The organism is Paenibacillus sp. GCM10027627, assembly GCF_042675505.1.
GTDB lineage: Bacteria > Bacillota > Bacilli > Paenibacillales > Paenibacillaceae > Pristimantibacillus.
Genome location: NZ_JBHTHB010000004.1, coordinates 502191 through 516388 on the forward strand (window position 1 = coordinate 502191; position 14198 = coordinate 516388).

General features: G+C 47.7%; 10 protein-coding genes. All 10 read right to left on the reverse strand.

The window, feature by feature from the left end:
* Positions 1 to 6: 6 nt before the first annotated feature.
* Complete coding sequence (locus ACFQZE_RS16825; RefSeq protein WP_379359048.1) at positions 7 to 3039, reverse strand: hybrid sensor histidine kinase/response regulator; 3033 nt, start codon at positions 3037 to 3039, stop codon at positions 7 to 9.
* Between the two features lie 107 nt (positions 3040 to 3146).
* On the reverse strand, positions 3147 to 3647 hold the full coding sequence (locus ACFQZE_RS16830) for an RNA polymerase sigma factor (protein WP_379359050.1): 501 nt from the start codon (positions 3645 to 3647) through the stop codon (positions 3147 to 3149).
* The gene (locus ACFQZE_RS16835; RefSeq protein ID WP_379359052.1) at positions 3644 to 4411 is read right to left on the reverse strand and encodes an N-acetylmuramoyl-L-alanine amidase family protein; all 768 of its coding nucleotides are present in this window, start codon (positions 4409 to 4411) and stop codon (positions 3644 to 3646) included. Before ACFQZE_RS16835 ends, ACFQZE_RS16830 begins: the two co-directional genes overlap by 4 nt.
* A gap of 298 nt (positions 4412 to 4709) precedes the next feature.
* Positions 4710 to 5894 carry a WD40 repeat domain-containing protein gene (locus tag ACFQZE_RS16840; protein ID WP_379359054.1) on the reverse strand — a complete coding sequence of 395 codons (1185 nt, stop codon included), beginning with the start codon at positions 5892 to 5894 and terminating at the stop codon, positions 4710 to 4712.
* The gene (locus ACFQZE_RS16845; protein ID WP_379359056.1) at positions 5891 to 7366 is read right to left on the reverse strand and encodes a sensor histidine kinase; all 1476 of its coding nucleotides are present in this window, start codon (positions 7364 to 7366) and stop codon (positions 5891 to 5893) included. Before ACFQZE_RS16845 ends, ACFQZE_RS16840 begins: the two co-directional genes overlap by 4 nt.
* A gap of 4 nt (positions 7367 to 7370) precedes the next feature.
* The gene (locus tag ACFQZE_RS16850; RefSeq protein ID WP_379359058.1) at positions 7371 to 8075 is read right to left on the reverse strand and encodes a response regulator; all 705 of its coding nucleotides are present in this window, start codon (positions 8073 to 8075) and stop codon (positions 7371 to 7373) included.
* Positions 8076 to 8160: 85 nt separating this feature from the next.
* Positions 8161 to 9315 carry a response regulator gene (locus tag ACFQZE_RS16855; protein WP_379359060.1) on the reverse strand — a complete coding sequence of 385 codons (1155 nt, stop codon included), beginning with the start codon at positions 9313 to 9315 and terminating at the stop codon, positions 8161 to 8163.
* The gene (locus tag ACFQZE_RS16860) at positions 9296 to 11116 is read right to left on the reverse strand and encodes a sensor histidine kinase (RefSeq protein WP_379359062.1); all 1821 of its coding nucleotides are present in this window, start codon (positions 11114 to 11116) and stop codon (positions 9296 to 9298) included. The genes ACFQZE_RS16855 and ACFQZE_RS16860 overlap by 20 nt, the downstream gene beginning before the upstream one ends.
* A gap of 130 nt (positions 11117 to 11246) precedes the next feature.
* Positions 11247 to 12488 carry a hypothetical protein gene (locus ACFQZE_RS16865; RefSeq protein WP_379359064.1) on the reverse strand — a complete coding sequence of 414 codons (1242 nt, stop codon included), beginning with the start codon at positions 12486 to 12488 and terminating at the stop codon, positions 11247 to 11249.
* 278 nt (positions 12489 to 12766) lie between these two features.
* On the reverse strand, positions 12767 to 13990 hold the full coding sequence (locus ACFQZE_RS16870; protein WP_379359066.1) for a hypothetical protein: 1224 nt from the start codon (positions 13988 to 13990) through the stop codon (positions 12767 to 12769).
* Between the last annotated feature and the right edge of the window lie 208 nt (positions 13991 to 14198).

A 14198-nucleotide genomic window follows, 5' to 3' on the forward strand; every position in this document is an offset into this window, starting at 1 on the left:
TGCACATTACTCAAGCGGCATCCAAATCGTCACTTTCGTACCGTGAGCGAGCGAGCTTTCCACAAGCGGCTGCTTGCCCGTTTGATGCATCAGCCTTCTTGTAATATTGCGAAATCCGACGCCTTGATTAGCCGCGGCAAAGCCGAGCACTTCCTGCACTTGCAGGGCGGTCATGCCGACGCCGTCATCCTCCACCGTTACCCGCATCAGCTCGCCTTCCCGCTGAATGGAAAGTTTGACCCGGCCGCCCTCTACTTGTTTGGAAACGCCATGTCTGATCGCATTTTCGACTAAGGGCTCAATCGTAAGCGGCATAACTTTTGTGCTGTACAGGGATTCATCTACATCAAACTCCACTTGAACGCGGCTTCCGAACCGCTCCTTCTCGATATCGACATAGGCCCCGATCAGTTCCATCTCTTTGCCTAGCGTAACGGTCTCCTCGGTATTGTCCAAGTGGAAAATAATACGGAGATATCGGCTTAGGCTGCTCAGCAGCTCGCCGGCGCGGGCCCCGTCCGTATAGCAAAGCGACATAATGGTGCCAAGCGCATTATATAGAAAATGCGGTTTAATTTGCGAACGCAAAAAAGCCATTTCGTTCGTCGCCGCTTCCTTCACTAAACGGTTCATGGAAAGCAGCGTATGAACCCTTACGCGGACTTCGCCGGCATCCAGCGGCCGGGAAATAAAGTCGCTCCCCCCGGCGGCAATGCCCGCTTCAATGTCGGCCGGCGTACTCCGCGCTACTATAAACAACACTGGCAGCTCCGCCTGATTGTAAACTTTACGTATCGTGCGGCACAGCTCATAGCCTCCACTATCCGGAAGAAGCACGTCAATGATTGCGAGATCGGGACGCCTCGCTCCGCTCAGCAGCGGCGCGGCCTCCGCATCGGAGCCCACACAGTTGACCGTGTATCCTTCCAGACTAAGCATCCCATACAAATGCTCCACATTGACGGCATCCGCCGAAGCGACGAGCACATGGCCAAGTCTCCTCTCAGGAGCGATGCGGCCTTCACCTAATGGGGCTTCGCGGCTTGCAGCCGTCTCGGCGAGTTCATCCCCCCAAGTCGGATATTGCCGCTTAGAGGCGTTCAGCCAAAACGTGACGATATAGCCGTCTTCGCTGCATTCGAACTCTCCGCCCATCAGCTCCGCCAGCTCCCTTGCGATCGACAGTCCCACGGGCAAGCTGGCCCTTCCCGGAATTGGCTCTATTCCATCTGAATCAGATTCGCGAGAAGCTTCCCCCAATCCGCCTAATCGAATCGAAATCCGAATTCGGCCCTTTTCCCGATCGCTTTCGATTGCGGCGATCGTATCGCTTTTTTGCCGGAGCAAATGCTGAATGACGCTATAAAACATTTGCAGCAGCCGATCCTCGTCGGCCACGATCATTCTGGCGTCCGGCGCAATACGGTGATAGAGCTGGACATTGCGTCCTTTTGCCAAAAAGTCAAATACCTCCATCACGACCTGGACACATGGAATGAGATCGACCTCGCCCATTCGGACTTCCAGCCGCCCGTCTTTAATACGGGACGAATCGATAATATCTTTGACCAGATTGGACATCCGGTAAGCCGTATTTCGAATCAGCTGCAGCTTCTCCCGAACTTCCCGTTCGTTCACCCGGTTTAAAGGAGTCGACAGCAGCGACTGCGACATGCTAATGACTCCATGCAGAGGAGTATTCAGCTCATGCGAGGTAATAAGGAGGAAATCGTCTTTCATTTGATCGGCCATTTGGAGCTGATTCGTCAGCCGCCGCATCGACTCGTAGGCATTCAAATAGTGGTAAATCAATAAAATGCCGATCGACAAAATAAGAAGCAGTCCCGTCACATTGGTGAGCACAAGAGGGACCAGTCCGGCCGAATTCAGCAACACCACAATTACGCAAAGCAAATAGAGCCAGTAACCGGCCAATAGAAGCTGAAATTGCCTCTCGTCCAGCTGTGAAAATCGGCGCTGCTTGTAGTGACGGAACAAAACTGCAACCATGACGGCGTTCATGACAAAAATCATCATATAGAACGATCCTTGGAACATGGAATAAATGCGGAACGGGAACAACAGAATGACCGCGTTATATCCCGCTAAAATGACAATGCAAATTTGAAGCGCACGATGAATGCGGCTTCGGTCCATCAGTTTCCAAGCAATAAAAAACAGCAAGGTAGGCATCAGATAAACCGATAAATATTTAATTTTAAACGCAATTTCGAAGGGCGTGTCCGGCATAAGCTGCAGAAACAGCCTCTCCCCGTTTGTAATGACATTGATGGCGAAACAAATCGAAAAGGCGGCAAATACGAGCAGCAGCATATCTCCCCGGTACCATATATAAAGGGACAAAAAAAGCAGGGAAAACAGCAGCAGCAAGCCGAAGCTCATCAGCTCCAGTCCCGAACGGATATTGTTCCGCTGCGAAACCTCCGAGCCTAGTCCGAGGTCAATGGAGTTGAACACCCCTCCATGGCCGTAATCGAAGTTCGCCGCTTGCAGCACAATATCGATGTCTCCGCTGCTCGTCCGGAAATAGGAAGTGTATGGAGAGTTGCGCGGCTCATAGCTTTCACGAGTTTCTCCCGGCTTGCCGGACTCGCCATACAGGTCTCCGTTTATATATAATCGGTCGGAGAAACGGACATATTGTTTGGCAATGGCAAGCGTAACGTCGGTCGGCGCATTTCGGATAACTAGCCTATACGTGCCGTACCCTTTGCCTTGCATGGTGCTGCCGTCCTTTTTCTTCAAGCCGTCCCAATTGCCGGGCACATGAACATATAACGGATTTTCCGCTTGCTCCGCCAAGTCGCCAGGCGCAAGAAGCTGATCCGGGTAAAAGGCCCATTCACCGTCCAACGAAAAAATGTCATGCTCGCGCTCATCCCATCCGCTTAGATCGAGCATCCCTTGCTCAATGACGGGAATGTCCTTGTCTTTATTAAAATGAAAAATAATCATAACGATCCATATACAAGTAACCGCTATCATTCCGATTGAAAAAGCATTTTTGCGAAGGCTCACCGGCAATCCCCTTCCCCAAGTAGTCAGTCCATTTATCATAAGTGGAGAATGGCGAACGCACAATCCTTTTTTCGTTGCTGCGCCGTACAGCAAAAAAAGCCCGCCCGTTAAAGGGCGAGCGATCTTAATTTCTTTTTGGCACGGTGAATTTTGGACTTCACGGCGCCGACGCTTGTCCGTTGATAATTCGCCAGCTGCTCGTAGGTCATCCCATATTCATAGACCATAATAAGCGACTGTCTTAGCTGCGGTTCAAGCGCCAACAACATATCTTGAATAGCGCATCTCCGGATAAAACGATCCGTTCCGTCTTCTTCCGAAGCGGCGTTCGCTTCAATATGAAGCACTGACACTTCCTTGCGGGAAGCTCTGCGCCGGCAAAAGTCGATGGCCGTATTTCGAGAGATTGCTTTAATCCATGCCTCTTTATTGCCGTTGTTTCGGATAGTATCGAGGCGGTTGTACACTTTTATAAACGTTTCCTGAACGATATCCTGAACGAGATCGGCATCGCGGATGACACGGCTAGCGGTAAGAAAGGCCGCTTTGTAATAGTTGTTGTAAAGCTCTTGAAACATGTCGTCGCTGTTTCTCTCCTGTCCGCTCATGAGGATAAACCTCCGGACTCTTTATCTAGTTCTTCTATATATTGCTTCAAGCCGTCTACGATCGCCTCGGCAATCCGTCCTTGCCCAGCCTCGCTCAAAATGAAGGCCTCCTGCGTGGCATTGGTCAAATAGCCGGTTTCCAGCAAAACCGCAGGTACGGTGCTAAGCGTCAATACTTTTAACTCGTTCAGCTTGGCTCCCCGGTCACGGAACCCCGTCGCCGACACTACCTTTTGCTGGATTGCCGCCGCTAGCGCCATGCCGCTGTCATAACGGTAGAACGTTTCGGTCCCCTCTACGCTACCATCCTCATACGTATTCCCATGGATAGATATAAGGGCATCCGCATCCCAAGCATTCGCCATCGCCGATCTTTCCTCGATCTCCACAAATGTATCGTCGGTGCGGGTTAAACGCACCTCAAAACGTGAATCTTTGCCCAGCAGTTCGCCTACTTTGAGCGCGATCGCCAAATTGCTTACCTTTTCCTCGGTGCCGCTTACTCCCGGTGCTCCCGGGTCTTTGCCGCCATGTCCTGGATCGATCATTATTTTATAAGTTCCATTAGAATTTTCGACTGGCTTTACCGTTTCCTCATTGTCCGTGCCCGATTGTTCTTTCTTGCCGGACAAAGCTTTCGTCGTTTCTCCCGATTGCTTCGGCGATTGATTCGCCATCATAAAAAGACTTCCCGCTATGATGATTAGAAGGAGCGGAATGAGCACAACTTTGGTCATCTGTTTCTTCTCTCTTTGTAAGTGCATAACATCCTCCCGATTCGCTAAATGATGTTGCTTCTACCAAAGTGTAGCTTCTTGAAGTCACGGGAACGTCTCCAACTTGTCACGAAGTTGTCTCTAAATGATCCTGCGGATGTCTATAAAACTAGATTAATAGATTAAAGGATATTTTGGAAGAACTATTCGAGGAAAGAGAGCGGGAGTAAGAACCGGGAATTGGGCAGGTCAAAAAGCATAGAAAAAACCTCTCTTCCGCAAGCTGGAGCCGAGCTCCAAACAAGGCTAAAGAGAGGTTGCATCTAGCCGGCATCCGGGATGTCGGCTACTTGAAATCAATAACGATTAATTGTCTGCTAAATATTTCGGAGCTGTACTTTACCTTTGCTTCCGGTTCTGGCGCGATCATCTCTTCATAAGGCTTGCGGCCTAACACAAACAGCGATCCGTTATTCGGACTCCATCCCATTTCACTAGCAACAAAAGTATGGTAAACCGTTGATTTATGGAGCAAATTGTTCCCTTGCAGCTTGGCAACGTCTATCGTCGCTTCTTCCGTGGAATAAGCGATATATTGCTTGTCAGCAGACAGCGCAAACCCGCTTACCTGATCCAAAAGAACATAAACGCTGTCGTTGCGGCGGTCGTAGCAAAACAAAGTGCCGTCGGTTCCGACAAACGCAATCCGGTCTTGATCAAGCCAGACGACGCCGAGGCTGGGGTTTAAAGTATGCTTATATTCGCTCACAAACTGGCCATCCGCCAGCTTGCCCAGCTCAAAGCCCGCCGGCTCGCCGCCATACTCTTTGATGAGAACGGCACTGCTGCCATCTTCCGAGAGCTTGATAGCGTAATAAAACTCTTGTTCGTAATGATCCGCCAATTTATAACCCGTCAGCTTTTGTTGTTCGATATCATAAACGTTGATGCTTAATTTATCGCTTTGGTCTCGGTAAAGGTAAGAGAGATATCGGCTATTGTCCGACCAAGACAGTGTGGTTGTCCCCATACGGTAGGACGATACTTCACCGTTCTCAATGTTTTGGCGCCCTCCGTTCTTCAGGTCCACTATCATGATCGGAAGCTTATTATCGTTCGACTCCATTATAAAACCAGCGTAATATCGGCCGTTCGGCGACAAGCCGGAGTAATCCACTAAAAAAGAACTAAGATCCAGTATCTCTTTTGTCTCTTCATACGGCGGCGTCAGCCGGTCAACGGTAGCCACCATTTTGTTGCCCACCGACAGGCGCACCATTTCGTTTTCCCCCGACCACCGAAAGGGCCCGACATATTTTTCATTCATAGTAAACATCGGCTTGTAGTAGATTTCCGCCTCAAACGGCTCGCCTTCGGACTGGGCGGGCGGCTCCGTTTCCGAATCCGCAATAACAATCGTCTCCGTCCGCAATCCCCCCGCTGAGCAACCGGCCAAAAGAACGATGGCGAGCAAGCTTATCTCAAACAGCCGCCGAAACAACTGTCGGCTTCCTTTTCTATCTCGCCTCATGTCCGTTCCACCACCTCTGAGCAGGGAATTTCCACCGTTATGCTCGTTTCCCCGTTTTCGCTTAGCATCCTAATGTCCCCACCCATTTCGTCCACAATCGATTTGGCAATGCTCAGTCCAAGCCCAACGCTGCCCTGCTCCTTGGAAGAACGGTCGCCTACGTGGAACGCTTCAAAAATATGGGCAAGCCGCTCCGGGGCGATGGGATCGCTCGGATTGGATAACCCGATTCGAATGATGCCGCCCTCCTCCATAACTGCTTTTACCGCAATATCCGCATGATCATAGCTGTATTTGATCGCATTGTCGATCAAGTTTATGAACAGCTGACGCAGCTTGTCCGGCTGGGCTTGCACATATAAGCCGGATTCCGCTTCGATCCGAATCGTTTTTTTGTAACGCTGAGCTTTAAAAGCCATCGCTTCGCATACATCCTTCAGCAGCTGCCCCGCCTCAACCCGGCCTTTCTCCTCCCAGCCCTCCTGCTCCTTCGACGTTTCCAGCAAAGAGATAACCATGCCGTGAAGCCTTTGGCTTTCGTCGACAATATGCTTCATCCCTTTTTGAAAAAACGCCGGGTCGCTTTCACCGTTTTCCCGGATCATCTCGGCGTACCCAAGAATAGAAGTAAGCGGCGTCTTCAGCTCATGAGTCACGTTGTCAAAAAAATGTTTGCCTTGCAAATGCAGCTTCTCCAGCCGGTCGCGGTCGCGCTCGATTTTGCCGATTTGACTGCGAATTTGCCCGATCATGTCGTTAAAATTGTTCGCCAGCCGTCCAATCTCATCATGCCGGTTCATGGCGAGGTTGACCTCCAAATTTCCCTTCATCACTTCCGTAGAAGCGGCCGCCAGCCTAGACAGCGGAATCGAAATATGGCGGGACAGCAAGTAGGAAAAGAGGAACGCCGCCGCAAAAATAGCGAGCGCGATATAAAAGATGGCGTTCAAGATACGATCCGACTGCTCATACAGCAAATCAAACGGCTGGGAATAGCGCAAAATGCCGACTTTTACTCCATCGATCACAACGGGATAAGAAAAAAACACGGAAGCCGTCCCTTTGTCGTAGGCGATTGTATAGGCCGTTTTTCCGCTTAAAGCCTGCTTCAAGTCGTCGCCTTCCGCTCCAGTAAATAAATTCGGGTCTGTGGCGTGCAGCAGCTCCCCGCTTACTGTATAGGCGCTGACATGGCTTGAAGTGGCGTAATGGAGATCGCCGATAATCTCCTTTGCCATTTGGCCGAAATAAATATCGTCATTGGAAAAATGGTTGATCATAAACGCTTGGCGAACGTAGCTGTTGCCCGTTTTTTTCAGCTTGATTAAATCATCGGTAATAATGCTCTGATTGCTCGATTGAATGATGCTGATCACCGTTTGATTCAGCAGCAGGAACGAAACGGAAAAAATAAGAAAAAAGCCGACGACAAACTTGGTGCGAATCGACCGGATTCGGATGCGCAGCTTCATGACTCTACTCCGCATCCTTTTCAAATTTGTAGCCTATGCCGAATACGGTTGTAATGAGCTCATTGGCATCCAGCTTTTTGCGAAGCCTTTGGATATGATTGTCCACTGTGCGGGTCTCTCCCGCATAATCGTAACCCCATACCAGTTCAAGCAGCTCTTCCCGCGAAAAGATTCTTCCGCGATTGCCGCTTAGCTTCATCAGCAAATCGAATTCTTTCGGCGTCAGCTCAACCGCCTCCCCATGCCGTCTGACAAGGCGCTCGGTCCGGTTGAGCTCCAGATGACGCACTTTCATCTTCTCGCTTTCGGCTTCGTCGCCGCTGCTGCGGTTTCCATTCGCTTGCGCTACCCGTCTCAAAATCGTGCGAATCCGGGCAATGACCTCACGCAAATCAAACGGCTTCGTAATATAGTCGTCCGCCCCGAATTCCAAGCCAAGAATTTTATCCGTAATATCGGATTTGGCCGTAATCATTAGAATGGGGACGTTGAGACTCGACGTCACTTTTTTGCAAATGTCCAGTCCGCTCATGTCCGGCAGCATCCAATCCAAAATAAGCATGTCCGGCCGGAAATGGTCCACTTCCTTAAGGCCCTCTGCCCCATTGGCGGCCGTCTTCACCGCATATCCTTCTTTCATAAGCCCGTAAGCGAGAAGATCGGCGATCGCCGATTCGTCCTCGACTATTAATATTTTGGTTTTCTCCATGAGGGTGTCTCTCCTGCTCCATGAAAAATAGTAGGTGTGCTTTCATCATAACAGAGGGATCGGCTTAAATAAAACGAGGCTGGAGCTACGGTTGTTTGACCTCGGCAGGACTGCTGACAAAGGAATCGTATTGCAGCAGCAGCTCCTTGGAAGGACGGATGCCAAGCTCCCGGCTTAGCAGCCTCACATAATCGGTGTATTGGGCGGTTAGAGCCTTTTTGTTTCCTTCCTGCCAATGTTTTTTCATAAGCAGGCTTACGACAGATTCATCAAGCGGATTTTGGTCATGCAGCTTTCCGAGCAGCTTGGCCGCGTCTAGCAACCTTGGGATGGAGAGAAGCAGCTCCGCAAGCCGTTTTGCAAAAGAGGAGTACATGCCGGCCAGTCGTTCCGTTTCGTGAACCGCCCAAACGTAAGCTTTGGACCCAAACAGCTCTCCCGTATACAGTCTTTCCGTTTGCAGCAGCGCTTCTGCCTCTTCCGGCTCAAAAGCTTGCCGCCCGCCTACCCGCCGTTCGAACTCCACATAATCGACTTGCACTCCGCTGAGCTCCAAAACATAGCCGTCGTTTTCCGAACGGATGGCCTCTTTAAGGCCAATCGGCTCCAGCGATTTTCTCATTTGATATACGATTGTATTTAAATATTTGTTTCCGCTGTCCTGCGTCATACCGCCAAAAATATCGGCAATGAGCCGCGACCTGGCGATTCGCTTGCCGCGATGCAGCAGCAAATACGCGAACAGCTCCGCACTTTTGCTGGATATCCATTTGACGCGTCCTCGTTCGTTCTGAACGGAAAAGTCGCCTAATGCCGTCACGGTAATGCCGGGCATTCCCGCACTTTTTGCAGATTGCTCCTTCGCTAGTCGCATAGAAGCACGTCCCACCAGCACGCGGTTGACCGTTCGTTCCAGCCGTTCCTGGGACACCGGCTTGACCAAATAATCGAGCACGGACAATTCGTATGCTTCCAAAGCAAATTCTTTATGCGAGGTAACAAACACGAGCTGCACCCCGCTTCCTTCCTCCGCCAGCCTAGCCGCAAATGACAGCCCGCCGCCTCCCGGCATGGAAATATCGACAAAAGCGAGTTCAATATCATCGTTTTCCTTTAGAAAAGCGGCGGCCGACTCCGTTTCTGTGAAAGCTCCCGTAACCTGCACCTCGGGGAGTTTCAGCAGCATTTTCCGCATAATGAGATGCATGACGGGTTCATCATCAACCAATATGACTTTCACGAGCATCCACCCCCGATCCCTTTTCTAACGAGTCGCCGCGATTTTTAAAGCCGGGCAATGAAAAAATAAAAGCCGTTCCCTCCTGCGGGACACTTTCAAAGCGAAGGCTGCCTCCATGAATCCTCACAAACTCTTTGGCCAGCATAAGGCCAAATCTCATTTTGCCGCCTTCGCTTTTGGCCGCCGACTCCTTAACGAACAGTTCCTCTTGCCTCAGAAGCTTCGCCGTTTCCTCATCGATTCCTTCTCCGTTGTCTCTTACGGTAACCATTACCTGACTGCCCTCCAAAGTCGCGCTTATTCCAATGCTGCCCCCGACTCCGGTAAATTTAATCGCATTCGAGAGCAAATTCCGCAATATGAGATCCAGCATTTCCTTATCGGCGCTTATCGTGAGCGTTTCATCTATCGTTTCATATAGGCTAATGCCTTTCATATTTGCTTTCGTACTGGATAAGGACAGCGCCTGCCGCACGACTTGCTGCACATTCCACGCCATCGGCCGAAATACCACCTGCCCGTTTTGGCTGCGATACCAATCAAGCAAATTGTCGACAAGCCGAAACATCTGGCGCACTTGGCCTTTTACTTCTCTGAGCACTTCTGCGTGAAACGCGTCGGGCTCCCCCGGCTCCTCGTCAAGCAGCTCCGTCAGACTTACCAAGTTTGCGATGGGGTCGCGTATATCATGGGCTACGACGGTAAACAGCTTATCCTTAAAAGCGTTAAGTTGAGACAATTGCTCGGCGCTTTCCCGCAGCCGCTCCTCGTTTTCCATTAGCTCCGTAATATCGCTTAACATCAACATTTTTCCTATAGGAACCGTGCCGGTATCGTAAATAAAAGAGAGGCTGCAAATATAGTGCTTATGCCGGCCACCGATCCCCTTGTGAAAAGGAAATCTCTCGTCCCGATAGCCCGGTTCCAGAATTCGACCTTGCAGTTCGGGATAGCCCTTAAGCGCCTGTTGGAAGGGAATCGGGAAATCGCTAATCCCCCGAAGCTCATGAAACACTTCTCCAGCCGCTGAATTGTAACTGACGATTTGATTGTCATGGTCGAGCAGCAATACGCCTTCCCTTATCGTATTAAATACTTTCTCTAGCGCGAGCGGCGTCAGCCTGAGCAGACTAAAGCGGAAAATGCCCCAAATGTAGACAACTCCCGAAACAGCGAACCCAAACGGGGTAAAATCGATTGTTTTCCCAAACATATAAGCAAAGTTAAACAGAAGAGGCGCCGCCGCTCCGAGTGTAAGGACGATGATTTGATTACGCACAATCGGCATCGACCGCCAATAAAACGGGATAAACAAAAAGAGGCCGCATACTAAAATAAAATAGTTATAGATGCCGTGCACCACATACCAAGGACCTTTAATCGTTGTATAAAGAGGGACGAGCGAGTCCGTATTGAGTAGATAGCCCCTATAGATCAGATGATGCCAATCGTTCGTCAGATGCAGAATGAAAGTCACGACGGGGATGACGAACAGAAGCAGCGTAAGCTTCTTCCGATAGCGAGAAGCGGCTCCTGTAAATTGGATCACTAAAATAAGCCAAAACACCGTAACAAAGGGAATACCGATATATTGCAGCTGAAGCGCAGCCTTCACTCCTTGCAAACTTTCGCTAAGCAGTTCAAGAGCATAGCCGCCTGCATAAAACGCGGCCGTCCCCATAATAAGCATCATCGTCCGCGCTACCGGAAGCTGCCGCTTGCGGTACGCAAGTACAAGAACAAACAGCATCAGCGCCGCCGCCAAAAAAAGCAACACAGACAAACCTAGCCTTGTGTCCACAACAAACAATGCCCCCTTCGTCCATTCGACAAATTTCATTGTCACTTATTATATCATTGGGGGAGCACGGCAAAAAGAAAAACCAGCCGAAACGGCCGGTTTTAGACTTGCTATTTTGATGGCTTGAATCTTATTTAAGTTTCCATGAGGTCCCGTCCGTAAAATGGACGTTTGTCACTTTTACATCTACTTTAGTAGTGTTCTCGAATAGATTTAGAGTCCATACAAAAATGTTCTCTGCACCTGATGGAATGATAATATCTTGAGCAATTCCTAGGAACACATTGCCTTGTCCCGGGAAAGTAACCTCTCTACCAAACGTATCATAGCAACTGATTCGAATTTCAAGGGCATCTACTGTTTTGTTCGTCAAATTTTTAAATGAAATATGCGGCTGCGGAATTCCGATTGAATTATGATCGATTGTAACGCCTGTTACTTTTATTGGTTTATTTCCGTTGGCTTTCAACTCTTTGCTTAACTCAGACAACCGGTATTTTTCCATCATCTGAACATAATCCAAATACTTCGTTTTAATGTAATTCTGCTCTTCCTTATACAAAGGATTGACCGTTATGTTTCCTTCAAAATCTTCTGTCGCTTCAAATACTACACCTAAAAAAACATACTTCCAATAGGATTCTGTATAATCGCCAACAGTAGTTGTCGCGTCATGACTTTGCCAATTGGATGTTTCTTTGGCGTCGAGGCCAATTATGCTAGTAGAATATGTTTCGACTTTTTTTGTAGCCCGGTTATAAAAATAGACATCATAGCCCGCTTCTAGAAGGTCAACATTTGATAGATTTTTGGTCTTAATATTCACTTCCGAAAATGTATTGTCGTAACTAAGCATTAGTTGAAGCGGCAGATCCTTAAGAGCATATTTAGATAAAAGCAGACGTTGTTGTTTCAATTTTGTATCATAGCTAATGGCTCCGTACCGGAATAAATCTTCAGCATAAATAGCCGTGCCATTGCCAATATAGAAGGACGGTACCAGTCGATTGTCTAAAAGCACTGTAATATCGGTATGCTTGACATCTACAGGCTTAGCGCTAGTTGTATCCTTAACAGGCTTGAATGTATTCTCCTTTAAGTTACGCTTAATGGTAATGGACCGCAGTTCATTGTCCCAAGAAGACACAAAACCGTATTTGCCCAAGTCCTTTGTAAAAACGACCAGTTTATTATTAAAGGTTACCGCAGGGACTTGAGCTCCGTTAATAAAAAATTGAGTTCCCGATTTTTGAGCCTTACCCAGTACAACGCCAGACTTGGCAGGTTCAATAAACCCTTCGGCATAAACCGACAACGGGGTCAGCCAAATTGCAGCCATAAGAATAACTATAAGCCATTTTTTAAATTTCACTTTATATCCTCCCTGTCCATATTTTATGTATTACTTGAAACCATTCATCAAAACTTCCTAAATTATTACATACTGTTACATTCTACATGAGATTGTTTATGCTGTATATAAAACAGTCGTATTTTTCGACAATAATCTTAGTATTTCAAGTGTCGAAAGCGCAAACTTGCTTGCCCCCATCCTACCCACCTCATATCCATCTCGTTAGCAAAATGACCGCAAAAAAACCGGCCTATATGGGCCGGCTTTTGACTCGCTTCATTTTATTCGTCTAAACCTTATTTAAGCTTCCAAGTCGTTCCGTCTGTAAAATGAACGCTAACCACTTTTAATTCTACCTTAGCCGTGCCCATAAACTCGTCCAATGTAGCTACAAAAGTATCCTCTGATCCGGGTGGAAGTACAATGCTTCGTGATTGTGCCAAATATGTATTTCCATATCCGGGATATTCTACTGGCCTTCCAAATGCATCGTAGCACAAAGCTTCAATTTCAAACGCATCCACTGTTTTTGCGGATAAATTTTTGAACGTCATATACAGCTCTGGAACCCCAATATCATTATGCTCCACTTTACTTTCTACGACTTTGACAGGCTTGTTGCCATGGGCTTTCAATTCCTTGGTAAGCTCGGACATACGAGCCTTCTCAAGCATAAGGATATAATCCAAATATTTGGTCTTAATATATTTCGACTCTTCATTAAAGACTGGATTAGTCAGCGTCGTATTCGTGTTGTCTATTGCCGTCTCGAATACTAGCCCTACAAATACATATTTCCAGAACGCATCTTCTCCGGCAATAGACCAGAAGTTCCATTCCTCTGTGGCTTCATTAGGTAAATTAGCGTCTATCAAGTTAGAACTCTCTTTAAACGATTCAACCTTTTTAGTTACGCGATTATAATAAAACACGTCATATTTAAGATGAGCAATCGGATTATCCGTTAAGCTAGAATAATAAAAACTATTTCCATGAGCGTCTACCTCTTCATACATCGGCATATCTTTTACTGCGTATTTTGAAAGAAGAAGGCGCTGCTGTTTCAACTTCGTATCATAGCTTATTGCTCCGTAACGGAATAAATCATCGGCATAAATCGCCGTTCCGCTGCCAATATAAAAAGCTGGAATCATACGATTTTCAACAAACACTCGAATATCTGTATTCGATACATTTATAGGTTTGCTGCTTGTGGTATCCTTGACTGCTTTAAATGAATTCACTTTCAAATTGCGTGTAATCGCAATGCTTCTATTTTCATTGTCCCATTCCGTAATAAATCCGTAACTGGCAAGATCCTTCGTAAAGACGACCAATTTTCCGTTAAACGTTACCGATGGAACCTGTGCGCCATTAATAAAAAACTTCGTTGTTGATTTCTGAGCCTTCCCCAGTATCATGCCGGGCTTATAATCCATAATTTCAGCCGCGTATGCCTGAAAAGGCACTAGCCACATAGCAGCCATCAAAATTAATACGATCCACTTCTTCGGTTTCACCTTACATCCCCCAATATTTATGTTTATGTGCATAGTTTGAAGCAGCGAGTCAGCTTCCTTAATTATTTTGCACTACCATATTCTACATTGGATTATTTATCCTGTACATATTTTTTCGGTTATTTTTCGACAATTTGTTTCATTTTTTAGTTCAATTGGAGAGATTGACAATCAGTATATTTCCGTCCAATTGCCTACTATCACTCTA

Excerpts from the sequence above, each read along its gene's own strand:
- ACFQZE_RS16830 (WP_379359050.1), bottom strand. The coding sequence starts at position 3,647 with ATGAGCGGACAGGAGAGAAACAGCGACGACATGTTTCAAGAGCTTTAC.
- ACFQZE_RS16835 (WP_379359052.1), bottom strand. The coding sequence starts at position 4,411 with ATGCACTTACAAAGAGAGAAGAAACAGATGACCAAAGTTGTGCTCATT.
- ACFQZE_RS16840 (WP_379359054.1), bottom strand. The coding sequence starts at position 5,894 with ATGAGGCGAGATAGAAAAGGAAGCCGACAGTTGTTTCGGCGGCTGTTT.
- ACFQZE_RS16845 (WP_379359056.1), bottom strand. The coding sequence starts at position 7,366 with ATGAAGCTGCGCATCCGAATCCGGTCGATTCGCACCAAGTTTGTCGTC.
- ACFQZE_RS16850 (WP_379359058.1), bottom strand. The coding sequence starts at position 8,075 with ATGGAGAAAACCAAAATATTAATAGTCGAGGACGAATCGGCGATCGCC.